The 21,996-nt window shown below is 67.6% G+C and carries 22 protein-coding genes; 13 read left to right on the top strand and 9 right to left on the bottom strand.

Annotation, left to right across the window (positions count from 1 at the left end):
- Window positions 1–70 precede the first annotated feature (70 nt).
- From OV287_RS51135 to OV287_RS51150, 4 genes are all read right to left on the bottom strand, one after another.
- A complete protein-coding gene (locus OV287_RS51135) occupies window positions 71–1,939 on the bottom strand; it encodes a hypothetical protein (protein ID WP_267541390.1) in 1,869 nt (622 codons plus the stop codon).
- Between the two features lie 4 nt (window positions 1,940–1,943).
- A complete protein-coding gene (locus OV287_RS51140; RefSeq protein WP_267541391.1) occupies window positions 1,944–2,750 on the bottom strand; it encodes a protein phosphatase 2C domain-containing protein in 807 nt (268 codons plus the stop codon).
- A 102-nt stretch (window positions 2,751–2,852) separates the two neighbouring features.
- The gene (locus OV287_RS51145) at window positions 2,853–3,542 is read right to left on the bottom strand and encodes an NUDIX hydrolase (protein WP_267541392.1); all 690 of its coding nucleotides are present in this window, start codon (window positions 3,540–3,542) and stop codon (window positions 2,853–2,855) included.
- Between the two features lie 111 nt (window positions 3,543–3,653).
- Entirely contained in the window at window positions 3,654–4,697 is a 1,044-nt protein-coding gene (locus tag OV287_RS51150) for an AraC family transcriptional regulator (protein ID WP_267541393.1), read from the bottom strand.
- 98 nt (window positions 4,698–4,795) lie between these two features.
- Here OV287_RS51150 and OV287_RS51155 point away from each other — a divergent pair, with 98 nt between their 5' ends.
- Window positions 4,796–5,599: a class I SAM-dependent methyltransferase gene (locus OV287_RS51155; protein WP_267541394.1), complete on the top strand. Its 804-nt coding sequence runs from the start codon at window positions 4,796–4,798 to the stop codon at window positions 5,597–5,599.
- Window positions 5,600–5,633: 34 nt separating this feature from the next.
- Here the strand turns inward: OV287_RS51155 and OV287_RS51160 are convergent, their stop codons facing one another.
- Window positions 5,634–5,816: a hypothetical protein gene (locus OV287_RS51160; RefSeq protein WP_267541395.1), complete on the bottom strand. Its 183-nt coding sequence runs from the start codon at window positions 5,814–5,816 to the stop codon at window positions 5,634–5,636.
- A 10-nt stretch (window positions 5,817–5,826) separates the two neighbouring features.
- Entirely contained in the window at window positions 5,827–6,834 is a 1,008-nt protein-coding gene (locus OV287_RS51165) for a diacylglycerol/lipid kinase family protein (protein ID WP_267541396.1), read from the bottom strand.
- A gap of 470 nt (window positions 6,835–7,304) precedes the next feature.
- Here OV287_RS51165 and OV287_RS51170 point away from each other — a divergent pair, with 470 nt between their 5' ends.
- The 6 genes from OV287_RS51170 to OV287_RS51190 all read left to right on the top strand — a co-directional run bounded on the left by OV287_RS51170 (window position 7,305) and on the right by OV287_RS51190 (window position 13,715).
- Complete coding sequence (locus OV287_RS51170) at window positions 7,305–8,801, top strand: PEGA domain-containing protein (RefSeq protein WP_267541397.1); 1,497 nt, start codon at window positions 7,305–7,307, stop codon at window positions 8,799–8,801.
- 102 nt (window positions 8,802–8,903) lie between these two features.
- Window positions 8,904–9,287 carry a hypothetical protein gene (locus OV287_RS51175; protein ID WP_267541398.1) on the top strand — a complete coding sequence of 128 codons (384 nt, stop codon included), beginning with the start codon at window positions 8,904–8,906 and terminating at the stop codon, window positions 9,285–9,287.
- 144 nt (window positions 9,288–9,431) lie between these two features.
- Window positions 9,432–11,276, top strand: a complete 1,845-nt coding sequence (locus OV287_RS51180) for a HAMP domain-containing protein (protein WP_308809804.1) — start codon at window positions 9,432–9,434, stop codon at window positions 11,274–11,276.
- Window positions 11,225–11,677: a sensor histidine kinase gene (locus OV287_RS56295; RefSeq protein ID WP_308809805.1), complete on the top strand. Its 453-nt coding sequence runs from the start codon at window positions 11,225–11,227 to the stop codon at window positions 11,675–11,677. Before OV287_RS51180 ends, OV287_RS56295 begins: the two co-directional genes overlap by 52 nt.
- A 38-nt stretch (window positions 11,678–11,715) precedes the next feature.
- Window positions 11,716–13,140 carry an IgA Peptidase M64 gene (locus tag OV287_RS51185; protein ID WP_267541399.1) on the top strand — a complete coding sequence of 475 codons (1,425 nt, stop codon included), beginning with the start codon at window positions 11,716–11,718 and terminating at the stop codon, window positions 13,138–13,140.
- A 116-nt stretch (window positions 13,141–13,256) separates the two neighbouring features.
- Window positions 13,257–13,715, top strand: coding sequence for a DUF2267 domain-containing protein (locus OV287_RS51190; protein ID WP_267541400.1), 459 nt, complete (start codon window positions 13,257–13,259; stop codon window positions 13,713–13,715).
- 59 nt (window positions 13,716–13,774) lie between these two features.
- Here OV287_RS51190 and OV287_RS51195 read toward each other — a convergent pair whose 3' ends face one another.
- The gene (locus OV287_RS51195; RefSeq protein ID WP_267541401.1) at window positions 13,775–14,554 is read right to left on the bottom strand and encodes an SIMPL domain-containing protein; all 780 of its coding nucleotides are present in this window, start codon (window positions 14,552–14,554) and stop codon (window positions 13,775–13,777) included.
- 118 nt (window positions 14,555–14,672) lie between these two features.
- Here OV287_RS51195 and OV287_RS51200 point away from each other — a divergent pair, with 118 nt between their 5' ends.
- The 5 genes from OV287_RS51200 (at window position 14,673) to OV287_RS51220 (ending at window position 19,440) form a co-directional block, all read left to right on the top strand.
- The gene (locus tag OV287_RS51200) at window positions 14,673–15,101 is read left to right on the top strand and encodes a hypothetical protein (protein WP_267541402.1); all 429 of its coding nucleotides are present in this window, start codon (window positions 14,673–14,675) and stop codon (window positions 15,099–15,101) included.
- Between the two features lie 226 nt (window positions 15,102–15,327).
- A complete protein-coding gene (locus OV287_RS51205) occupies window positions 15,328–16,494 on the top strand; it encodes a hypothetical protein (RefSeq protein ID WP_267541403.1) in 1,167 nt (388 codons plus the stop codon).
- A gap of 206 nt (window positions 16,495–16,700) precedes the next feature.
- The gene (locus tag OV287_RS51210) at window positions 16,701–17,171 is read left to right on the top strand and encodes a dihydrofolate reductase family protein (protein ID WP_373371891.1); all 471 of its coding nucleotides are present in this window, start codon (window positions 16,701–16,703) and stop codon (window positions 17,169–17,171) included.
- 312 nt (window positions 17,172–17,483) lie between these two features.
- The gene (locus OV287_RS51215; protein ID WP_267541405.1) at window positions 17,484–18,476 is read left to right on the top strand and encodes an alpha/beta hydrolase family protein; all 993 of its coding nucleotides are present in this window, start codon (window positions 17,484–17,486) and stop codon (window positions 18,474–18,476) included.
- Window positions 18,477–18,642: 166 nt separating this feature from the next.
- The gene (locus OV287_RS51220; RefSeq protein WP_267534913.1) at window positions 18,643–19,440 is read left to right on the top strand and encodes an IS5 family transposase; all 798 of its coding nucleotides are present in this window, start codon (window positions 18,643–18,645) and stop codon (window positions 19,438–19,440) included.
- A gap of 160 nt (window positions 19,441–19,600) precedes the next feature.
- Here OV287_RS51220 and OV287_RS51225 read toward each other — a convergent pair whose 3' ends face one another.
- Window positions 19,601–20,134, bottom strand: coding sequence for a carboxymuconolactone decarboxylase family protein (locus OV287_RS51225; protein WP_267541406.1), 534 nt, complete (start codon window positions 20,132–20,134; stop codon window positions 19,601–19,603).
- A 528-nt stretch (window positions 20,135–20,662) separates the two neighbouring features.
- Here OV287_RS51225 and OV287_RS51230 point away from each other — a divergent pair.
- A complete protein-coding gene (locus OV287_RS51230; RefSeq protein ID WP_267541407.1) occupies window positions 20,663–21,304 on the top strand; it encodes a hypothetical protein in 642 nt (213 codons plus the stop codon).
- Window positions 21,305–21,619: 315 nt separating this feature from the next.
- Here the strand turns inward: OV287_RS51230 and OV287_RS51235 are convergent, their stop codons facing one another.
- Window positions 21,620–21,769, bottom strand: a complete 150-nt coding sequence (locus OV287_RS51235; RefSeq protein WP_267541408.1) for a hypothetical protein — start codon at window positions 21,767–21,769, stop codon at window positions 21,620–21,622.
- Between the last annotated feature and the right edge of the window lie 227 nt (window positions 21,770–21,996).

A 21,996-nucleotide genomic window follows, 5' to 3' on the forward strand; every position in this document is an offset into this window, starting at 1 on the left:
ACCCTCACCCTAGCCCTCTCCCAGAGGGAGAGGGGACACACGCGGGGCCTCGGGATTCAGCGACTGAGACTCAGGTCATCCGCAGCGCGGTGATGTCCTGGCGGCGGACGACGGTGAGCCCATTCCTCGTGAGGAAGAGGCGGCTGTCGGCATCGACGAAGGGCTCGGTGTCGGGGAACTCGCGAACCATCTCGAGCCGTCCCTGACGCAGCTCCACGCGGACGAGCCCCGCGTCGGTGGGAGCGAACAGGGCCTCGCCCGAGGCACACCTGCCCCTCACCGAGCCGAGCCACGAGCCATCCCCCGCCTCGCCCTTCGCGCTGGCCTTCACGGTGCCATCCGCGCCCACCACCACGCAGTGGTTCACCGTCCGGCCGCCCGTCTCCTCGGCGAGAAAGAGCCAGCAATTCGCGCCTTCGAACACGGCCTCCGCGTCCACCAGCCGGCCCGAGGGCCATGGCAGCGTCAGCCCATCCCGGAGTCCCGGGCGCTCGGCGTCGAAGACGAACGCGCCACGCAGCGACCCCGCGCGATGGAAACCGAGCCCGAAGCGCGGCCCCACGAACAAGCGTGTCTGCCCATCGAGCACCTCGCCCAGCCGCTCGGGACCGAAATCCCCATCGCGCCACAGCGCCCCCGCATGTGCCCAGTAGCGGTGACGCGCATTGGCCGCGAAGGCCGGGCGCTGCTCGGGCGCATCCACGCCAAGCCGCTCGGGTCGCTGGCCCGGAGCGAGCACCACGTACTCCCCGCCCTTTCCCACCAGCGTGACGCCGCCCTGGAGCGCCCAGTGCAGCGAGGGTTCCAACCCACCCTGAAGCACGGCCGAGCCCTCCTCACGGCGGTACGCCCCGTCCGCATGGAAGAGCCAGCGAAGCGTCCCGTCCTCGACACAGGCGTGGAGGATGACGCCCTCGGTGGTGAAGAGACGCGTGGCCACCACCTGTCCTCGCGCCGTGGTGACGGGCGTGGTGTTCAGGGACGCGCTCGGACGACACGTGGGACACGAGGCCCGCGCATGCTCCACGCCGCACGAGGCGCAGACGGTGAAGCGCAGCGAGTCCAGCAGCGGCAGCGGAAACGGTCCCCGCCTGTCCTCGACGAACACCCGGTGCAGACAGTGCAGCAGGTCATCCGGGAGGACGCCGAAGGGCGTGGCGGGCTTGGGGTACTGCACGTCCGGGTGGAAGACCGTAATCCGCTGGAGGACGCGGGCGGTGGGCGTGGCCTTGGGCGCGGGAGGCTTCGGGCGGTGGATGCCACCATGAGGCCCCACGCACAGCAGGCTCTGCATCAACGCAACAGCGAAGGCATACCAATCGCTGTCCGGGGACGCCGGTCGCGAGGGCATCAACCCCTGCGTCGAGCCCCCCAGTCGCAGCGGGTCCAGGAAGCGCTCGGTGAAGACGGTGGAGAGGTAGGGCCCGAACTGGAAGCTGTCCGCGTCGATGAGCCAGGCGTCGTTGCCGGTGACGAGGATGTTGAGATCGTTGAAGTCGCCCACCACCACGCCGCTGCCGTGGAGCGCGGAGAGCGTGCGGTGCAGGCCTTGGAAGAGTTCGGCGACGCGGGAGGACGGCACACCGGCGCGGCGGAAGGCCGGGTCTCCGAAGCGACGCAGGGGCTCGGCGCCCTCGAGCTTGCGCATGGCGTAGCCGAGCAGCGTCTTGCCCTTCCTGTCCGTGGCGAGCGTCTCGGGCGACACCACCCGCGTGGGCAGCGGCCGCGGGAAGGCGGGAAGCTTCTGCTGGTGCTCGGCGATGCGAGCGCGGGCAGCCGTCTGCTCGTGGGGGAGGTTGTCGTAGTCGGGGTGCTCGGGAGGCTTGAAGAGCTTGAGGACTCGCCCATCGCCCAGGTCGAAGACATCCGCCTCGCCGCCCTTGCCCAGCGCCTTCGTCGGGTTCAACCGGAGCTTCTTTCCCTCGAGGTAGACGTCCATGGCTTCAGGCCCTCCCCTGCCGGCGGCGCAGGACGACGAGGGTGGTGTCATCGGAGAGCAGTCCGGGCACTCGCTCGAGGCGGCGAGCAGGGAAGTCGGCACGGACGGACTCGCGGTTGAGGAGCGCGAGGCGGCGGCGCAGCGCATCCGGGTTGGCGAAGTACCGGCCGTCACTCCAGAACTGGGAGAGCGGTCCCACGGGCTCCTCGCGCTCGGGCACCCGAGCCTCGGCGAGGCCCGCCAGGTCCGAGACTCCATCCGTGCCGAGCAGCAGCGAGTCCACCTCGGCGGTGGGCCGCAGCGTGTTGGCCTTGAGCGAGACAGCGCCCGGCTTCAGCAGCCCGTAGGCCAGGTAGGGCGGCGCGTTGTTGGGAAAGGGTCCGAGCCGATGCACATCGCCATTGAGCGCCCAGAGCCCGTCACCCGCGGAGAAGACGAGCGTGTGCTCCGGGGTGACGACGGCGCCCACGACCGTGAAGAGGAGGGCCTCACCGATGGCCCGCTCGCCCAGCTCCCCGGAGATGGCCTGGAGGAAACAAAGCACGTCCGCGCCCAGCCGCTGGAGGAAGTCGGGCGATTCGACGGGCACCTGCAGGCCCAGCAGCGAGAGCGCTCCCTCCACGACCCGGCGGGCACCAAGCTGCGCGCCCAGCTCACTCTGGGCGCCACTGCCACACCCATCCGTGACCACGGCGGCCAGGCCGTGCTCGCTCGCCCGCGCCCAGAAGGAGTCCTGGTTGTTGCGTCCGGCTCGGGCGTGCTCCCGGCCCTGCACGGTGGCGGCGGCGAGCTCGAAGGGCAACGAGAACATGGCTCTCCTCTCCCAGGTGGCCTGGCAGACGACGTGTTCTACGGACACAAAGTTAGTGTCCACTAAACACGAAGTCAAGTCACGCCCCGGTGAGGAGGATGCCTACAGCTCGAAGTTGAAGCCGGCCTTCTCCAGCTGCTTGTACTTCTTGTGATCGAAGCGGTAGAGGCGCGCGGCGCGGTGGGAGACGTCCTGCTCCACCTCGTCGAGCTCCTCGAGCAAGTCCATGGCGAGCAGCTTCTTGCGGAAGTTGCGCTTGTCGAGCTCGCGCTCCAGGATTTTCTCGTACATGCGCTGGAGCTGGGTGAGGGTGAACTTGGGCGGCAGCAGCTCGAAGCCAATGGGCTGGTAGCGCACCTTGCCCTTCAGCCGCTGGTGGGCCGTGGCGAGGATGTCCGCGTGGTCGAACGCCAGCTTGGGCACGTCATAGACGGAGAACCAGGCGGCCTCTCGGGCATCGGTGGCGGCTTGCACCCGGTGGTCCGTCAGCTTCACCAGGGCGAAGTACGCCACGCTCACCACCCGGCCACGCGGGTCCCGCTCTGGAGCACCGAAGGTGTAGAGCTGCTCCATCAGGTTGGGGCGAATGCCGGCCTCCTCCTGGAGCTCGCGGCGCGCGGCGTCCTCGAGCGACTCCTCCATGCGGACGAAGCCACCGGGCAGCGCCCACCGGCCCTGGAAGGGCTCCACGCCCCGTTTGATGAGCAACACCTTCAGGTCCTCTTCATCCAGGCCGAACACCACGCAGTCCACCGTCAACGCCGGGCGCGGGTACTCGTAGGTGTAGCTCACAGGGGATTCCTTTCGTTCCGTTCCCCTCACCCCATAGTGTTGGATGGACACCCCGTCAAGCAGCGGGCACCCGAGTGGAGGCACAGGGGAGGAGAACGGGGACGGGTACCCTCACCCCGACCCTCTCCCGGAGGGCGAGGGGGAGTTGGCACGGCGGAAGGCCTCGGGGCTCATTCCCCACCAGCGCTTGAAGGCGCGGTGGAAGGTGGCCGGTTCTCCGTAGCCCAGCAGGAATGACACCTCCGCGATGGACATCCGCCGCCGCAGGTAGTTCTCCGAGAGCTCCCGCCGTACGGACTCCAGAATGCCCGCGTAGCTCTGCCCCTCCTCCGCCAGCTTCCGCTGCAGCGTGCGCGGAGGCAGGTGCAGCGTCCTCGCCACCGCCTCGAAGGTGAAGTCTCCTCCTGACAGCGTGCGCCTCACCTGCTCCCGCACCCGCTCGGTGAGGCTCGCCGTTACGGGCAATCGCGAGATCAGCCGCTGCGCCTGCTTCTCGAACATGGCGTTCAGCAGCTCATCCGCGTGGACGAAGGGCAGCTCCGCGTCCGCGTGGGAGAACTCGATGTCGTTGTGGGGCGCTCCGAAGGTGAGCGGGCAGGCGAAGAGGGCCTCGTGCTCGCGGATGTCCGCGGGCGCCGCATGGGCGAAGCGCACCTGGAGCGGCCGCACGTCCACCCCAGTGAAGGCGCGCATTCCCAGGGCGAGCTGGACGAGCGCGACCTCGGCCATGTGCCGATGCGCCGGCCGCCACGGTCCCACGGGAGTGAAGCGCATGCGCACCCCGCGCTCCGTGTCCTCTACCTTGAAGCGCTCCCCGTCCCCCCAGACGCGCTGGTAACGACACCCGCGCACCATGGAGTCCTTCAGCGTCGCGCTCGTGAGGATGACGAGCCCGGCCGCGTCATCCGGGTCCACCTCGCTCCTGCCCGCCATGTGCAGGCCCAGGTTGTCGTCCCCCGTCACCTCCACCGCCCGCTCCAGGACGGTGTCCAGCACGGTGTAGGGAATGCGCAGCTCGGGGTCGTCGAGCTCCTCCGGGTGCAGCCCCACCTCGCGGCAGAGCGCCTCGACAGGTACGCCGTGCTCGGCCGCGATGTTCAGCGCCTGCCGGACCAGCCGGGAAGAGAGGGCGGCAGGAGAAGAGGAGGACGCCATCGACAGCCAGGACGCTAGCGAGAGGCTGGCGCCCGCTGCAAGCCGTTCTGGCGCCAGCGGTCAGTGCAGAACGGCGGACCGGGTGGCACCTTGGACCCATGAACGAGCCTTCCACCACCGCCCTCATCCCGCGCCTGCACCTCTTCGAGTTGCTCGATCAGGACTGGTACCCGCGCACCTTGAGAGACCTGGGCACGGACTACCTCCACACCGTCAGTGAGAAGACGGGCGCTTTCGATGCCGCAACGGACGTGCTCGCCCGGGGTCTGCGCGCCTCGGGAAGCCAGGAGCTGCTGGACCTGGGCTCGGGAGGCAGCGGCCCCCTCCCCCGGCTGTGCCGGCTGCTGGAGTCGGAGCACGGGCTGAAGCCCCGCGTGGTGCTCAGCGACCTGTTCCCCACCGCCAACGCGGCCGAGCGGGCACGCGCCCATGGCGTCGACTACCTGGAGCGGCCCGTGGACGCCACGCGGGTGCCTCCGGAGCTGCGCGGCATGCGCACCCTCTTCAACGCCCTGCACCACTTCCGGCCCGAGCAGGCCCGGCAGGTGCTCGCGGATGCGCAGGAGCGCAACGTCCCCTTCGCCGCCTTTGAAATCATGCGTCGCACGCCGGCCGGCATCCTCGGCATGCTGCCGGTGCCGCTGATGGTGTGGCTCTTCACTCCGCTCATCCGCCCGCTGACGCCGCTGCGCCTGCTGCTCACCTATGTGCTGCCGGTGGCGCCGCTCGCCAGCCTCTGGGACGGGCTGGTGTCTGCCATCCGAGCGCACCGCCCCGAAGAGCTACGCGCCATGACGGCCTCCATGGCCCGCGAGGGCTACACCTGGGAGGTGGGCGAGATAAAGCGGCGCGGCAAACCCACCGTCACCTATGTGCTCGGGCTGCCCGCGTCGGGCAGGTAGTGGAGTGTCCACGAAGTTCGACGAGGGCCCGCCTCTACGGACTTCCGTTCGTCAGGAGCAACGAGGGGCTTCGGAAGTAGCGCTCGAGACCCTCCACCAGACCCATGGGCCCGGGACCGACCTCGAGCGGGACGCGCAGCAGCAGGGTGTTGCTGTTGAGCACCTGGTCCACCGCGTCGAGGAAGCCCCAGATTCCGCCGGATGGCTCTGCCTCCATGCTCAGCGCCTCACGCCACGAGGCGCTGGAGCTGCCGCCAGTCCACGAGCTGCACGGACTCCTCGGCGAGGTCGAACTCCAGCGAGCGGCGCATGCCCATGATGTCGCCGCCCATCTGGAAGGGCACATCGCGATCGAAGTCCATGCGCAAGCGCTCGACGAAGAAGTCGTGCATCTTGGGCATGGGGTGCTGGCCGCGCCACAGCTTGAACATGTTGCGCGTCGCCTCCGCCACGCCGGCGCCATAGACGCGCACGGACAAGCGGTGCGGCACTGCCTGGGCAAAGGGGAAGGCCTTGAAGCCGAAGCCCCACTCCGTCGTGGTGGCCGCCCCAGCAACTCCGGCGGGACCGTCGTAGAGCAGCGCGCCCGTCTCCCCGTGAGGCAGGGGCACCACGGTGCCGCGTGCATCCACGGTGAGAGCCGGGGCACCCAGGTTGTACACCTTCACCCGCAGCTGGCCCTTGCCGAACAGCTGCCGCGGGATGGTGCGGGTGAACAAGGCAGACATGTACCCGCGCAGGCCGGCGTTCGCCTCGCGCAGGGGCCCGGCCGGGAACGTGGAGAGATGGTCCTTGAAGTCCTGCAGCGTCTCCGAGTCCCAGCCCGTACCCGCGAAGGGCGCCACCCGGTTCTCCAGCCGAACCAGCGAGAAGGGGCGCAGGGGAGGCAGGCGCTCGCCACACGCGGCGAGCTGGCGCAGGGCCACCGAGGGCTTCGGCGCCCCGGTGACGCGCGCCCACGCATTGCCCGTGCCCAGCGGCAGTACCCCGATGGCCGGCAGGGCCAGGCCCTGCTCGCGCAGCTCGTTGAGCAGCCCGGTGATGGTGCCGTCACCGCCTCCGGCCAGCAGCAGCGTGGGCGGGTTGGGCCGGAGCTGCTCGGAGATCCACGCCCGGGCTTCCTCCAGCGAGCGGGTAAGGGCCAACCGGGCCCGGGGGAAGAAGCGCTGCACCATGCCGCCGACCCTCTCGGAGCCCCGGCGTGCGCGCAGATTGACCATCACGGCGATGTTCATGGCGGCGTCACTCTCCCCGAGCCATGTCATGGTTTCGTCATGGCGGCTATGACCGGCTGTCACCTTCGAGTGGTGGACACGTGCGGGGTTTCACTCTGACCCTCCGTTTGTCCCAGCCGTCACATCCCCGTTGCCAAGATGGAGATGACGCATAGCGGCGCACGGGGGGCCTGTTCAGGTCCCCTGGTGGGCAGGCGGGGTGGCTGGCTCGCCGAGGGCTCCGGAAAACTCCAGGCCTGGGGACGGACCGTCCATGATCGGGACTCTTCGGGCAGACCCGGGGGGAGGCGGCTGTCGAGCGGGGCCGGGGGACACCGTGATGGGTAGGGAGCCGGAGGCCCGCCCAAGGGTGCGGAATGACTGCGTTCTGAAGCACGGCAGGTGTGTTGTGGGCATGGCGTGGCGGCTGGTATCTCCGAGGTCGGATGCCCGACAGTCGGCGGAACGGGCCCTGCAATCCCGTCCCGATCATGACCTTCTTCAAGAACTCGTCCTCGATGGTGGTGGTGCTCGCGCTCGCGCTGGGTGGCGCGGTGGAGGCGGCCCCACGCCGTGTGGTGGTCGCCAGCGGCGACTGCAAGAACGCGGAGCTCAGCGGTCAGACCAAAGCGCTCTACGACAAGCTGGTGGCCCGCCCGGGGGAGAACGTCCTCAGCGCGCCTGACTTCGCCGAGCGGCTGTTTCCCCAACCCTCCGGCAGCTTCGAGGACATCAAGCGTCAGCTCGAGGCCGCGCAAGGCCAGTTCTACGAGGCGCGCTACGCCAAGGCGGCGCAGGCCATCGACGAGGTGCTGCGGCAGGTGGGGCGGCTGCCGCCGGGCGAGGCCCGCTGGAAGCTGTACGTGGACACGCAGCTGCTGCAGGCGATGAATCAGCGCTCGCTGGGCAAGGTGAAGGAGAGCGACGACGCCTTCCGCAACGTGCTGCGGCTGGAGCCGACGTACGCGCTGGACCCGGACTACTACACGCCCTCCACGCGCCAGGCCTTCGACAAGCTGCGCCGCGAGCTGGCCCGAGCGAAGAAGGTGAAGCTCTCGGTGAAGTCCAACCAGTCCCCCTCGGAGGTCTTCCTCGAGGGCCGGAGCGTGGGGCAGACGCCGCTGGTGCTGGAGGTGCCCGCGGGCACGTACGATTTGACCGTGAAGAAGGGCGAGGCGCTCAGCTTCCCGCGCCAGTTGCAGGTGCAGGGCCAGGAGACGCCGGTGCTGGTGGACCTGGCCTACGAGGGCGCCATCTCGGCCAGTCCCTTCCCGTGCCTCGCGTCGGATGGAGAGAACGAGACGGAGCTGTCCCACGCCGTCCGCCTGGGAGGCACCCTGGGCGTGGAAGAGGTCATCGTGGTGAAGCTCGAGGGGGCGAGCAGCGGACCGAAGTGGCTCGCCGCCACGGTGCTCAACGTGGAAGGCGGCCAGAAGCTGCGCGAGGGAGGCTTCAAGACGCAAGGGCTCGACGCCCCGGCCGAGTCCCTCGCCGCGCTGGTCGACTTCGTCACCACGGGCAAGGGGCAGCCCAGCCTCGTGGTCGCGACGCCTGACAATCAGCCGCCCTGGGAGCAGCCCTCCGTGGAGCAGGCGGCGCTCACTCCGGAAATGACGGCGCAGTCTGGCACGGTGCGGCCGCTGCGCGTGGTCTCCTACGTGACGCTGGGCGCGGGTGTGGCGGCCCTTGCGGGCGCGGGATACATGCGGCTCTCCCTGCAGCCGGAGTGGGAGGAGCTGACGAATCCGAAGAACGGGCACCTGACCGGAGGGAAGCTCCAGGCCACCGATGCCCGGGGCATACAGTTGCTGCGCAGCGTGGCGAAGAAGCAGAACACCATGGTGAGCCTGCTCATCGGCTCGGGCGCGGCGATCGCCACGGGCACCGTGCTCTTCTTCCTCTCCCCCAACGAGGCGCCTCCGCCGGTGTCGGTGGGCGTCATGGCGGGCCCGGACGGCGCGGGCGCCACGCTCTCGGGCACGTTCTGAGATGTCCCCGGGCCACCCACACCTGGAGTGAAGTTCCTGCTTGACCCATCCCACCGGCTATTCCACGCTCTCCGGGTAAATCGACTCACACGGAGAGACAAGATGACGAAGCTGACGCTGATGGCGGGAGTGCTGACGCTGGTGCTGGTGGGCTGTGGCCCTGTCGATGGCGAGCCGGCGGACACCGGTACGGAGTCGGTGGGGACGGACACGGCCGCGCTGACCATGTACCCCGAGTGTTGTTCCGCCGTCCCGAACTCCGGGTACACGGAGGCGTTCTGCGACTCGGTGGCGTACTCTCCGGGGCGCTGCAACCAGGTGTGGGGCGGCGGGGCGTGCCAGTGGAACAACGCCAACTGCCCGGTGACGTGCTGCCAGCCCAAGAGCGGCAGCACCGTACCCTGGAACTACTGCAACCCGTATGCGATCTCCGCCGACCGCTGCAACGCGGTCAACGGCGGGACCACCTGCACCTGGACCTGCTGAGCGCAAGCCTCCACGCCGACTCGAAGGGCGCTCGACCTGGCTCGCCTCCCGGCGTTCCACGGCTCGGCGCTCTTGAATGCACACCCGTCCTTTGAGGGATGCTGGTGGATGTCAGGAGCAGGCTCTTCGCCTGGCATCCCCCTCATGTCGACTCCATCTCATTCCGGTTCCACCCTCGCGCGCCGGACCCTCATCCAGATGGCGGGGCGCATCGGGGTAGTCATCGCCCTGACCACCCTCGTCAGCTACCTCCACATCCTCCGCACCATGCGCGCCGAGAGCCTGGACCACCTGGCGCGGCATGTCGAAGAGCGCGGCGAGCGAGAGCAGGCCATCTTCGTCCTCACGGAGGAGACCCACTCCATCATCAAGCAGGCCTTCGATGAACGGCTCCGGGCCGGAAGCCAGGAGGATCCCTCCACTCGCTTCGACAGCATGCTCGAGCATCGGCCCGATGGGACGATTCGCACGCGGCCCCAAGGCTTCGATGGAACGCGGGTGCCGGGCGTCTGGATCGCCCCGGGCGTGAAGGTCGATACCCCTTTCCAACGCCGGCTCCTGGCCGCGTATGACGCCATCGCTCAATACGGACCGGCCTACCGCACCCGCCTCACCAGCACCTTCATCTACCTGACAGAGGGGGTGAACGTGCTCTACTGGCCGAAGGTCCCCAACTGGACCCTGGACGTCGAACCCGACTACCCGCTGCTCTCCTTCGAGTACCACACCATCTCCAAGCCCGAGGGGAATCCCCAGCGGAGGATGGCCTGGACCAGCAGCTACAAGGACGACACCTCCGGGAAATGGCTGGTCTCGGCCGTCACCCCGCTGGACCAGGACGGCCGGCATGTCGCGACGCTCGGCAACGACGTGCTCGTCGACGATCTCCTGTCGCGCACCCTCATCGACCACCTGCCCGGCGCGCACAACCTCATCTTCCGCGATGATGGCCAGCTCGTCGCCCACCCGGACATCAAGCTGGACAGCGCAACGGGCGGCTACGACATCCTGGCCACCGGGCAGCCGGAGGGCTCGCAACCCGGGCAACCCAGCGCGGAGCAGCGGGCCCATCTGCGGAGCATCTTCGAGGCGGTGAAGCGCCTCGAGCCCGGGCAAACCGTGGTGGAGCTGCCCGAGTACGATGAGTACATCGCCGTGGCGCGGCTGCAGGGCCCGGGCTGGAACTTCGTCACGGTGCTGCCCGAGAGCGTGGTGACCTCGAAAGCCATCGAGGCCGCGCGCTATGTGCTGGTGTTCGGCGTCGTGTCGCTGCTGGTGGAGCTGCTCATCATGTTCTGGGTGCTCAGGGATCAGATCTCCCGCCCGCTCCAGGCCTTCACGCGGGCCACGGGACAGGTGGCTGCCGGCGACTTCGGAGTCTCCCTGGAGACCTCACGCAAGGACGAGCTGGGGCAGTTGGCCCAGTCCTTCGACCAGATGGTCCGGGAGGTGCGGCAGCGCGAGGAGGCCCTGCGGCAGTCCAACGAGGGCCTGGAGCAACGTGTCGATGAGCGCACCCGGGAGTTGAAGGATGTCCACCAGCAGCTCATGCATACGGCACGGCAAGCAGGCATGGCGGAGATCGCCACCAACGTGCTGCACAACGTGGGCAATGTCCTCAACAGCGTCTACACCGCGGCCCAGCTCGCCCGGGAGCGCATGAGGGGAATGAGGCTCGAGCACGTGGCCGGGTGGCCCACATGCTCCAGGAGCACCGGGGTGAGCTCGCGACCTTCGTCACCCAGGACGAGCGCGGGCGGAACGTCCTGCCCTTCCTGGACAGGTTGGGGCAGAACCTGTTGGACGAGCGCGGGGAAATCCTCGAGCTGCTCGGTGACATCGGCCGGTACACCGAGCACATCGGCGACATCGTCAAGGTGCAACAGAACCACGCCCGGCTGCCGCGGCTCCAAGAGCCGGTCAGCCTGGCGGAGTTGGTGGAGGACGCCCTGCGCATCAACGCGGCCGGGCTCACCCGCCATCAGGTGAAGGTGGACCGACAACTGGCCCCGCTGCCCCCCATCCTCACCGACAAGCACAAGGTGCTGATGATCCTCGTCAACCTGTTCAGCAACGCCAAATACGCCATGGATGGGGTGCCGACGGAGGAGCGGCGGCTGGCCGTGAAGTTGGAGCACTCCGCCGCGGACCGCATCCGCCTCGAGGTGCGAGACAGCGGGATGGGAATCGCACCGGAGCTGCTCACGCGCATCTTCCAGTACGGCTTCACCACGCGCCAGAGTGGCCACGGCTTTGGCCTGCACTCCAGCGCGCTGGCGGCCCAGGAGCTGGGCGGCTCGCTGACAGTCCAAAGCGAGGGAGCAGGGCACGGGGCCACCTTCACGCTGGAGCTGCCCCTGCACTCCGCCCGCGCACCTCACGACGCGTAGCCGCTCTCGCGCACACCGCCTCTGGTACGTTCCCGCGCATGAACGTACTCCTGGCCCTGCTGCTGGCCGCGAGCACCACCAGTGCTCCGGCCCCCCGCACCTTCCGCGTCGACTACTTCCACACCGGCAACGCCACCGAGGAGCGCTTCAGCCTCGACCGGCTCGTGGTGGAGCCGCTGCCCTGGCCCGGCAGCCCCACTCGCGGCGTCGATGAGACCAACCTCGGCAAGTACCTCTTCGAGGTGCGCGACCGGGACACCAACCGCCTCGTGTACTCGCGCGGCTTCGCCTCCATCTACGGCGAGTGGGAGACGACTCCCGAGGCGCGTGAGATGAACCGCACCTTCCACGAGTCCCTGCGCTTCCCCACCCCGGAGAAGCCCGTGCAGGTGATGCTCAAGAAGCGCGCGAAGGACAACTCCCTGCGCGAGGTGTGGAGCTTCACGGTGGACCCGAAGGACATGTTCGTGGACCCGTCCGCCCCCGCCTCGCCCGGCCCGCTGCTGAAGTTGGTGGAGAGCGGCCCGTCCGCGGACAAGGTGGACTTCCTCATCCTCGGGGATGGCTACACGGAGAAGGAGCGCGCCAAGTTCGAGAAGGACGCGCGGCGGCTGGTGGACATCCTCTTCAGCTTCTCGCCCTTCAAGGAGCGCAAGCAGGACTTCAACGTGTGGGGGTTGATGCCCGCCGCTCGCGAGTCCGGCATCTCCCGCCCCTCCACCGGCATCCACCGCGACTCGCCCGTGGGCGCCACCTATGACGCCTTCGGCAGCGAGCGCTATGTCCTCACCTTCGAGAACCGCCGCTTCCGCGACATCGCCGCCTTCGCGCCCTACGAGTTCGTCGAAATCCTCGTCAACGGCAACACCTACGGCGGCGGCGGCATCTTCGGTCTCTACAGCACCGTGGCCGCCGACAGCCTCTGGTCCCCCTACGTCTTCGTCCACGAGTTCGGCCACCACTTCGCCGGCCTCGCCGACGAGTACTACACCTCGGAGACGGCCTACGCCCCCGCCGAGGAGCGCGTGGAGCCGTGGGAGAAGAACGTCACCGCGCTGAATGACCCGGCTCGGCTCAAGTGGAAGGACCTGGTGGCCCCCAGCACGCCGCTGCCCACGCCGTGGCAGAAGGAGGAGTACGAGAAGCACGCGAGCGAGGTGCAGAAGCAGCGCCGCCGCATCCGCGCCGAGCGCCGCCCCGAGTCGGAGATGGATGCGCTCTTCACCTCGCAGCGGGACTGGGAGGAGAAGTTCCTCGGCCAGCAGCAGTACGCCGGCAAGGTGGGCGCCTTCGAGGGCGCCATGTACGAGGCCCGCGGCTACTACCGGCCCCAGGCGGACTGCGTGATGTTCACGCGGGACCGAGCGCCCTTCTGCTCCGTGTGCCAGCGCGCCCTCACCGAGGTCATCGACCTGTACGCGGGCCCTCGGAGCGGCAAGGCGGCCCCCAAGCCTGCTCCCTGAGTCGGGCCCCTCCGGTTCGGGAGCCGAGACCCCGGCGGGCAGGGCCTCCTTCCCCTGCCTGCTGCCGGCCGGGTTGTACGTCTCCAACCTGACAGGGAAAGGAGGCGGACACACCCATGGCCATGATGCAAAATCTGGAGACGGAGTCCTGGTCTGGTGAGGGAGTAGGAACGAGCATGGAGTCCTTCCTCGCGCGTATCAACCGCGAGGTCCCCGAGTACTCCCCGACCGAGGTGGCGGACGCGGTGATGAGCGCGCTCTGCGAAAGACTCCCCGGTGGGTTGGTGCAGGAGATGCGGGAACAGTTCCCCGAGAGCCTGCGCAGGCTCTTCGAGCGCAACTGGAAGGAGCGGAGCGCCCCCGCGCAGAAGTTCGAGAAGGACGACTTCTACCTGGACATCGCCGAGCGACTGCAGATCGAGCCCGAGAACGTCCGCCTCGTGCTCCATGTCGTCTTCGGCTCCATCCACTCGCAGATCACCGAGCGGCTGGCGGAGAAGCTCGTCGCGGAGATGCCACCCAACATCGCCGGCACCTTCAACGCCGCCCGCCGCGACGCAGATCTGCCTCGCTAGGGCTTGAACTGGAGACCCCGGAGGGCTGCTCGCTCCCCGGGGCTCTCCCCTCGCTGTTCCTACCGGCCCTGCCCGGACTCGATGGCGTAGACGAGCGTCACCCGCGCCGACACCGTCTGCTCCTCCGGCTGGATGGGGGTCGTCACGTCCGCCGAGCTCGCGCGGGCCATCTCGAAGCGCGCCGCGAACGGCATGGGACGCTGCGGCTCCGTCACCGTGCTCGCATCCAGCACCGGCCCCAGCTTCACGCCCAGCGCCGAGGCCAGCACCTGCGCCGATTGCCTCGCCCGCTCCACCGCGTTGCGCAGCGCCTCGCCCTGCACCGTCTCCGGCTTGCTCAGCCCGAAGCGCAGCGAGTCCACCCGGTTCGCCCCCGCCCCCAACGCCGTGTCCAGCAGCGTCCCCACTCGCGACAGCTCGCGCACGTGCACCTCTACCTGGTTGCTCACCCGGTAGCCCTTCAGCTTCGGCGCGTCGTCCGGCCTCACCGGCGGCTGGTACTCGGGGTACACCGCGAAGTTGCGCGTCTCGATTTCCTTGCGCGGAATCCCCGCCTGCACCAGCGCGGCGACGACCTTGTCCATCTTCTTCGCGTTCTCCTCCGCCGCCGCCTTCGCGGTGGGCGCCTGCGTCTCCACCGCCAGGTCGATGAAGGCCTCGTCCGGCGCGACCTTCACCTCACCCGTGCCCTCCACTCGGATGGTCCGATCCAGGGGACTCACCTGCGGCGCGGGCGAGGGAACAGGCGGCGATGGGACCCGGGGCTGGGCCTGGGCCATGGAGGTCAAAGTGCCACTCATCAACAGGGCGAGCAGCGAGGCTGTGCGTACAACCGGCATCGGTAAGACTCCTCTTGCAGCAGGCTCCGCCTCAAGGTGCATCCGCCGTAAAGGGGTGGCATCGCACGATGGGCGGGGCGGTTAGACTGGCCGCCTGGAGAGTAGCGGGGAGGGCGAGATGTCGGAACAGCCAACGGAGTTCAACGTGTGGGCCCGGCCCAAGGAGGGCTCCCTGGCCAGGGCCGTTCAGTGGACTCGCGAGAAGTGGAAGCTGTCCCTCGCGGAGGCCATGAGCCGGGTGAACGACAGCAAGAAGACCGGGTGGGTGTTGCTCCATGAGCGGTGCGGCTGGCTGGATGTGCCCGCGCTCGTGAAGTCGCTACCGGATTTCGTCGAGCCAGGGTCGGCCGCTGTCACGGAGTATGAGCTGGGTTACTCGCCCGCTGGCTGCAACGCGTATTGCGCTACCCACGGACTCCATTTCCTCCGCGGCAGCCGCGCGCCCGATGCTCCGTGTCCCGTCTGCGCGGGCTGGTATATCGACACCGTGCAAAATGGGATGGCCTACCGCCTCACGCGGCATGATGGGGATGGTGGGGACGCGTGAGGCGCACTCGCACGGACTCAACCCGGAGCCCGAGATACCCTCACCCCGCCCCTCTCCCGAGGGGAGAGGGATGGTGGGCCAAGGTGTAATCCTCTCCTGTTCTTGGAACCCGGGATAGGTGTCGGGATAGGTGTCAAAGGATTCGATTCGACACCTCGCCTCTTACGAATCGTCTGACACCATTCCTGGGACCTATCTTCCCGCGCCTCCCTGCTCCCGGTGACGAATGCTCGGCTCAAGTGACTCCGCTCCCCTCTCCGCGCACCAGAAGGAACCTGCGGACCGTGTCGCCGCCGGAGCGGCGCCGGGCGCGCGCTCCTTCTGGGCTCGCTTCTCCATCCCGGCGGGCCTGCTGTTGGTGCTGCTGTGCCACCACCTCGCCATCTGGTTGTATCTGTCCGCGCGCAAGGGGATTCCCCTCGTGGACATGCTCAACCAGTGGGACTCGGCCCACTACAGCACCATCGCGACGTCCGGACACGGGGGGGGCCTGTGGGCGTTCCTCCCCCTCTATCCGGCCCTGGTGCGGAGCACGCTCGCGCTCTGCCCGAGCGGAGTTCCTCCCCAGGTGGCGGGGGCCATCCTGTCCACGGTGGCGCTGCTCCTGTTCATCGCCCTGGTGGTGTGGGCCCAGGGCTGGCGAGGACGCACGGAGCTCCTCGTTCCCCGGAACCACTGGGGCTGGTTCCTCCTGCTCTACGCCCCCGCCAGCTACACCCTGCACACCGAGCACACCGAGAGTGTCTTCCTGCTGCTCTCCGCCGCCGCGCTCCTCGCGGCGGCGAACGGGCGGGCCTGGAGCGCCGGACTGCTGGCGGCGCTCTGCGTGTGGACCCGCAATCAGGGCGTCTTCGTGGCTCTCGCGTCGGCGCTGCTGGTGATGGAAATGGCGGAGAGCACCGCAGACCGCGCCAAGCGCTTCCTCCTCGTCGGGAGCCTCTCCTTCTGTGGATTCCTGGGGCTGCTCGGCTTCCAGGCCGCCATGACGGGAGACCCGCTGGCTTCCATGCACGCACAGTCGGGCTGGTCGCATGCCACCTCGGTCTGGTCCGCGGTGAGGACGCTCTGGTTCGGCAACCCGTGGCAGAACACCGGCTTCGGCTCACTCCTCCGCCACGGCTTCTTCTTCGTCCTGCTGTTCCTGGCGCTCGCGATCTGGCGCGTCCGAAGGCCCCTCGGACTCTACGCACTCCTGTCCCTGCTGGTGATGCTGCTGCAGGGGGAGTTCGTCAACGCGTTCAGGTTCGGCGGAGTCCTCTTCCCGCTCGCCTTCTTCGCGGGGGACCGGCTGGAGCGGCTCCCGCGCTGGACCCGCGGCCTGGTGGTGGTGGTCCTGGTGGCCCTCAACCAGATGGTCACCCGCCGTTACGCGCTCGGGTCCTGGGCGTACTGAGCATCACTGCGCCCTCGCGGCCGAACGACCTCACACCCCGGGATAGGTGTCAAAGGATTCGATTCGACACCTCGCCTCTTACGAATCGTCTGACACCATTCCTGGTCGACCGGCGGTACTCTCACGTCATGCGACCCCTTCGGTATTCCATCAACGTCACATTGGACGGGTGCTGCGATCATCGTGCAATTCCCGCGGACGAAGACTTGCATCGTCACGCGGTCGAGAACCTCGAGCGGGCCGATGCCCTCCTCTTTGGCCGGGTGACTTACGAAATGATGGAGGCAGCGTTTCGGCCGCCGGCACGGACGGGAGCGAGGCCTGATTGGACGGAACCCTTCGCCCGGACGATCGACGCGGCAAAGAAGTACGTCGTGTCGAGCACCCTGGACCGGGTCGATTGGAACGCGGAGCTCGTGCGCGGGGAGCTGGGGAAGGCTGTTCAACAGCTCAAGAGGGAGTCGGGGAAGGGACTGTTCGTGGGAGGCGTGAAGCTCCCGCTGGCGTTGGCGGAGCTCGGATTGATCGACGAGTATGAGTTCGTGGTGCATCCCAGGCTAGTGGGCCACGGGCCGACGTTATTCGCGGGGCTATCGAAGCTTATCGACTTGAAGCTCGTGAGCCGGCTGGAGTTCGCCTCGGGGGCGGTGGCCATGCGGTATGAGCCGAGAAGGTAGCCATCGGGCTTGTTAGCCTTCGGCGCTACATCCGGCCCGGCTTGGTGATGAACTCAACGTCGCTCGACCCGGGGTCTCGAACAGACTCTCTCTCGAAGGTGTCAGAGGATTCGATTCCGCAACGAGTAGGCCGTCCTCCAGTACAGGAAGGCGCGCTGCGGTTGCGACGCGCTGTACGAATCCTCTGACACCCAGCGGCAGCGAGAGGGGCTTCCGGAGAGCAGGGCCCTGGCCAGAGCGATGGGGGCGACGACCTGAGCTTGCCCCGGTTTTCATCTCGCGGGTCCAAGCAGGCAAGACACGAGGTGACCCATGGCCAGCGGCCTTGCCGAGCTGAAATCATTCGTCAGCAGTCTGTTTCATTCGCCGGCCGCGTCCGCCGATGCCTCGGTCACCTGTTCCGTCGATGGGGCACCGCCGATGCGGACCGTGGAGCCGGTGACCCTTCATCCCCGCGCCGATGGCGGCGAGGTGCTCTCCTTCGTCCAGGAGGGCGTGACCCGCTATGCGTGCCTCAACCTGCCCGCGCAGGCCGCCCAGCCGGGCAGCGCCGGACGGAAGTGGCCGCTCCTCATCCACCTGCATGGCTCTCGCGCGACACCCGCGAGCCTCTATTCGCTTGGCAAGGCGTTGTTCGCGCTCCATGACACCGCCGCGCTGTCGAGCGATCCAGCGGTCCGCGGCTTCCTGGTTCTCTCCCCCATGGGTCGGCGCGCCCGTCCCGCTGGCGCTCTCAGTGGCACTGGCTTCCATTGGGACGAGTGGTATCGCAACCCCACTGCCAACCTCGACGCGCTCGCCATCGATCATTTCCTCGACGAGGTGGTGGCCCGGGGCCTGGTGGACACCCGGCGCATCTACGTGTTCGGCTGGAGCAATGGCGCCTACATGTCGGCGCTCTACGGCATGTGGCGGGCGAAGCGGATCGCCGCCATCGCCCAGTATGCTGGCGCCAATCCCTGGACGCGGCTTCCGTGTCCCGTGCCGATGACCTGGACCCGCAAGGTGCCCATTGCCTTGATGCGCAATCTCTGTGACGCGCTGGTCCCCTATTCAGCCACGCAGGAGTGGATCGAGACCCTCCAGGCACGGGATTGGCCCTTTGAATATCAGAGCCTCGATTTCCACGGAGCCGCGACCGCCCCCGGGGCTTCCCCTCCCCGTCGCGGCGGCAAGCTCCGCGGCCTCTATGAGCACATCCGCTGGCCGGATCAGGCCGCCTTAGAGGCTGTTGAACTGGGCGGACTGATCGCTCCGAACAATGGCCAACTGTTCGCGGTCGGGGCACGAAGTGCATGCGCCTGATGCCGCACGCACCCGTACCGACCACCACGCTGGTGGACGACTCCTGCTCTGCCGCTGCCGCCACGTCCGCTGCCGCACCACCTCCTGGTTACCGTCCAGAAAGGTAGGGTCGTGGATATGACCGGGCAAGTTGTGCCCTCGGGGAGGCGTCCTTACCTCAAGAGGCATGAGCGACCTTCCCATGCCCGCCAGGAAGCCGTACCCCACCGACCTCAACGACGAGCAGTGGGCGTTGGTGGAGCCCTTTGTCCGGGCCAGCGAGTGCGGACCCCAGGAGGTGCTGCATCCGCGTCGGGAGGTGGTGAACGCCATCCTCTACATCACCCACACGGGGGCGCAGTGGCGCTACATGCCGCACGACCTGCCGGACTGGCAGCTCGTCTACCACTACTTCGACCTGTGGAAGAAGAACGGAACCCTCAAACGGATACACGACGCGCTGAGAGTCAAGGTGCGCAAGAAGGCCGGCCGAAAGGCACAACCCACCGCGAGCATCCTCGACAGCCAGAGCGTGAAGACAACGGAAGAGGCGGAAACGAAGGGCTACGACGCAGGCAAGAAGGTAAAGGGGCGCAAGCGCCACCTGCTTGTGGACACGTTGGGCCTGGTGCTGGTGGCGTGGATATCGACGGCGGATGTGCAGGACAGGGATGCGGTCCAAGCCGTGCTCCCCATGGCTGCGCAGGAGTACCCCATGCTCCAGAAGACGTGGGCAGACGGAGCCTACCAGGGGGAACAGGTGGAGAAGGTGGCCAAGGAGAGTGGCATCAACCTCGAGGTGGTGAAACGCTCGGACAAGGACAGAGGCTTCGTCGTGCAGGCCAAGCGCTGGATTGGCGAGCGCACCTTCGGCTGGCTCAATCGCGAGAGACGTCTGTCCAAGGACTACGAGCGCAAGGAGGAGTCTTCCGAAGCTTTCATCCACCTGGGCATGATAAAGCTCATGCTACGCCGGCTTGCCTGACCGCCCCTGTTCAACACCCTCTTAGAGAAGATGCTCGCGTTCCTCGGCCGCCATCCGCTCCCGTCATCCGGTACCGGGGTTGTATCCCAGGACGAGAAAGCCCTCCCCACGGACGCACAAGGCGCTGGGTACAAGCGCTAGCGAGCTTGCGTACCGGCCCTCACCCTCCACAGGCCTTCCCTTCGCTCTGGCGTGGCCATACAGAGCGGCGCGGGAAGTTCCTCTCGGGCCCGCGGGAGGTGTCAAAGAACTCGTTTCGACACCTCAAGGTATCCGAGTCGTCCCTACGAGTCGTCTGACACCATTCCTGGTTCATGGCGATGAGCGCGCTGACGGTCACGAGGCTGCGGTCGCGAGGCGAGAGTTCCGGACGCGTCCACACATCGCCGAAGAGCACCTCGTCAGTCAGCTCGACCAGCTTCGGCGAGAGGTTGCCGATCACTTTCTGGGCGGGCGTCAGTTGCGCGGTTTGCGTTGATGCCTGGGGAGCGGATGGTCCCCGTACAGGCATTCGGTATTGCTCCTCGGTGACCTTCTCCATCCAATCGGTGCTCTTGCCATCGAGCTGTTCCACGATGGCGATATGCGCCATCGACGTTGTCGGCGCCGCTCCATGCCAGTGCTTCACGTTCGGCGGAATGCGGACGACGTCCCCCTGCCGGATCTCGTCGACCAGTCCGCCCCACTGTTGCACGCGCCCGGTTCCGGCCGGGATAGGTGTCAAAGGATTCGATTCGACACCTCGCCTCTTACGAATCGTCTGACACCATTCCAGGGGCTCACCAGGGTCGATCCGACGCTCAGCACCAGGGCCGTGACGAGCAGGGGCAGCGGCGGCTTCGTCGAGGAAGTCAGGCTCAGGAAGCTCTTGAGGCTCGCGGTCCCTTGGGGCGCGGGCCGGTTCATCATTCGAGGGTGGCGAAGGTCCATGCTCAGGACCCTACGCCCCGTCTTTAAACGGACGATAAACCGCGCACCGGAGAGGCGGCTTCGTGTCGGGGCTGCCAGGACGATGCGAATCGCCCCACGTGATCCCTCAACCCTTGACGCGCCAGGAGTCCTCCAGTATTGGCAGGCGCCTCACCACGTGCAAGGATTATCGCTCATGAAGGCGTCAGGGTTTCTAGGTCTGGTGTTGCTCACAATTGCTTGCAGTGCGGCTGTCGAAGAAGGAGCTGGACTGAATCCTGTCTCGCTCGCCACCCAGGAGTCCGCTCTGTATGTGTGCGGTCTGAGCTGTCCGAGCGGCTATCACCCTATCTCCTATCAATGCAACACCAGTTGCGGCTCCTGTGCCAGCGGCACGCCCAACCAGACCCAGTGCGATGCCAACCCCACCTCGGGCAGCTTCAACCAGTGTGGCCTGAGCTGTCCGAGCGGCTGGTACCATGACTACGCCCAGTGCAACACGACGTGCGGGCCCTGTGACGGCAGCACGCCCAACGAGGCCCAGTGCCAGCAGGTCCCCACCTCGGGCAGCTTCTACAAGTGCGGCCTGAGCTGCCCGAGCGGTTGGTACTACGACTATGCTCAGTGCAACACGAGCTGTGGCAGCTGCGATGGCAGCACGCCCAACGAGGCCCAGTGCCAGCAGGTCCCCACCTCGGGCAGCTTCTACAAGTGCGGCCTGAGCTGCCCGAGCGGTTGGTACTACGACTATGCTCAGTGCAACACGAGCTGTGGCAGCTGCGATGGCAGCACGCCCAACGAGGCCCAGTGCCAGCAGGTTCCCACCTCGGGCAACTTCTACAAGTGCGGCCTGAGCTGCCCGAGCGGTTGGTACTACAACTACGCTCAGTGCAACACGGCGTGTGGGCCTTGCGATGGCAGCACGCCCAACGAGGCCCTCTGCGAAAAGCTGTAGGAAGGCAGGAGGGCCGAGGATCTGCGCTCCGGCCTGGTGGAGGAGACCGTCCAGCAGGCGGTAGCCCCCGCCGGGACACGACGATGCTCCAGGAGGGAGGGCAGGGGACGCTCGCGCTGCAGGCGGAGCTCGTGAACGAGCGGCTTCGATTCCCGCCGCCTCTGAGTGGATCCCCCGGCTTGCGCCCCGTTGTCGGCTCCTCCACCCTCGCCGCCCAAGGCGGCGAGGGCTCACTCCTTCCACCCCGGCTCCACACCTGCTTGAGCCTGGCTCGCCGTCCCGGGCCCGCTGAAGAGGGCTCACCGGCAGGCTGTGTCAGCTCTTCAGGGGATGGTGGTGGTGGAGGTGACCGTCGCTCGTTGGGTTGCCGAGCCGGGCCATCTCCTGCTCGGTGGCATCGCGCTCGTACTTCCACGGGTTGGCTTCGGTCTCGTTGATGTCCCCGGGACGTTGCCCCGAGTCCACCCACTCGGTGTTGCAATAGATCTTCCCGTTGAAGATGACGTGGAACCGCTCGTATGTATAGGCGGGATAGAGGCCCTGTTGAGGGTGAGGGCTGGAGCGGAGGGGCCGAGGAGGGCCGCAGGAGGTGTCAAAGAACTCGTTTCGACACCTCGAGGTATCCGAGTCGTCCCTACGAGTCGTCTGACACCATTCCCGGCACAACGAGCCCGGATGCTTGAGTTCGATCG

Source organism: Archangium lansingense (assembly GCF_026626635.1).
In the GTDB taxonomy this organism is placed as follows: Bacteria; Myxococcota; Myxococcia; order Myxococcales; family Myxococcaceae; genus Archangium; species Archangium lansingense.

What these genes read in the sequence shown, in the direction of transcription:
- OV287_RS51155 (WP_267541394.1), top strand. Translation starts at nt 4,796, where the DNA reads ATGAACGAGCCTTCCACCACCGCCCTCATCCCGCGCCTGCACCTCTTC.
- OV287_RS51185 (WP_267541399.1), top strand. Translation starts at nt 11,716, where the DNA reads ATGAACGTACTCCTGGCCCTGCTGCTGGCCGCGAGCACCACCAGTGCT.
- OV287_RS51160 (WP_267541395.1), bottom strand. Translation starts at nt 5,816, where the DNA reads ATGGAGGCAGAGCCATCCGGCGGAATCTGGGGCTTCCTCGACGCGGTG.
- OV287_RS51150 (WP_267541393.1), bottom strand. Translation starts at nt 4,697, where the DNA reads ATGGCGTCCTCCTCTTCTCCTGCCGCCCTCTCTTCCCGGCTGGTCCGG.
- OV287_RS51135 (WP_267541390.1), bottom strand. Translation starts at nt 1,939, where the DNA reads ATGGACGTCTACCTCGAGGGAAAGAAGCTCCGGTTGAACCCGACGAAG.
- OV287_RS51200 (WP_267541402.1), top strand. Translation starts at nt 14,673, where the DNA reads ATGTCGGAACAGCCAACGGAGTTCAACGTGTGGGCCCGGCCCAAGGAG.
- OV287_RS51165 (WP_267541396.1), bottom strand. Translation starts at nt 6,834, where the DNA reads ATGAACATCGCCGTGATGGTCAATCTGCGCGCACGCCGGGGCTCCGAG.
- OV287_RS51195 (WP_267541401.1), bottom strand. Translation starts at nt 14,554, where the DNA reads ATGCCGGTTGTACGCACAGCCTCGCTGCTCGCCCTGTTGATGAGTGGC.
- OV287_RS51170 (WP_267541397.1), top strand. Translation starts at nt 7,305, where the DNA reads ATGACCTTCTTCAAGAACTCGTCCTCGATGGTGGTGGTGCTCGCGCTC.
- OV287_RS51190 (WP_267541400.1), top strand. Translation starts at nt 13,257, where the DNA reads ATGGCCATGATGCAAAATCTGGAGACGGAGTCCTGGTCTGGTGAGGGA.
- OV287_RS51220 (WP_267534913.1), top strand. Translation starts at nt 18,643, where the DNA reads ATGAGCGACCTTCCCATGCCCGCCAGGAAGCCGTACCCCACCGACCTC.
- OV287_RS51140 (WP_267541391.1), bottom strand. Translation starts at nt 2,750, where the DNA reads ATGTTCTCGTTGCCCTTCGAGCTCGCCGCCGCCACCGTGCAGGGCCGG.
- OV287_RS51175 (WP_267541398.1), top strand. Translation starts at nt 8,904, where the DNA reads ATGACGAAGCTGACGCTGATGGCGGGAGTGCTGACGCTGGTGCTGGTG.
- OV287_RS51205 (WP_267541403.1), top strand. Translation starts at nt 15,328, where the DNA reads ATGCTCGGCTCAAGTGACTCCGCTCCCCTCTCCGCGCACCAGAAGGAA.
- OV287_RS51215 (WP_267541405.1), top strand. Translation starts at nt 17,484, where the DNA reads ATGGCCAGCGGCCTTGCCGAGCTGAAATCATTCGTCAGCAGTCTGTTT.
- OV287_RS51180 (WP_308809804.1), top strand. Translation starts at nt 9,432, where the DNA reads ATGTCGACTCCATCTCATTCCGGTTCCACCCTCGCGCGCCGGACCCTC.